Source organism: Thermoflexus sp. (assembly GCF_040289485.1).
GTDB lineage: Bacteria > Chloroflexota > Anaerolineae > Thermoflexales > Thermoflexaceae > Thermoflexus.
In genome coordinates this window covers 2,169-2,808 of sequence record NZ_PSLG01000112.1, presented here as the reverse complement: position 1 = coordinate 2,808, position 640 = coordinate 2,169, and positions in this window count along the sequence as shown.

Below are 640 nucleotides of genomic sequence, written 5' to 3'. Positions count from 1 at the left end.
CCCGCCGCAGCCTGCCACCAGGTCGCCGGGCCCTTGCCACTGGTCCGGACCACGGACCCGACGGGGGTGTTTGCCAGGCAGGGCGGTGGTGTCCCCCTGCGGCCAGCTGTCTTCGGGCAGCGGGGCGACCCGGTACTGGCGCCGCAGCCCAAAAGCCGCCCCGAGCCCGCGTCCCCGACGGTTACACTCGCTCTGGGCGGGGAAGGTGGGGAAGTACTGATATACTACGGACTTCTTCCAGGAAGCCAGATGCGCTGGTCCGCCCCAGAAGATGCCGGCCCAGGGCGAGGGTGAGGAGCTCGGCGTCGGTGCAGGTGGGCTTGGGACCGGGCCGGCGAGGGAGAGTGCTTTTGCCGGATTTGGTGGCGTCAGCGATCCGGACAGAGACATGGACAAACAGCTCCGAAAGGGGCCTCCGCGGTGGTTTTGGGTTCTGGCCGCGGAGGCCCCATGCTGTCAAGAATGCACATCATGCGCCTCAGAGCGCCCCAGGCACCAGCAGGTGCGGCTGGGTGGAGAGATGTTTGGAGGAGGATATCCGGGACAGGGGCAGCACTGTCTCGGCGACCGCCCGTGCCACCCATGCCATCTGCACCAACCGCACCGCGGCCACCTGGCCCTCCGTACCCTCCGCCCCCCC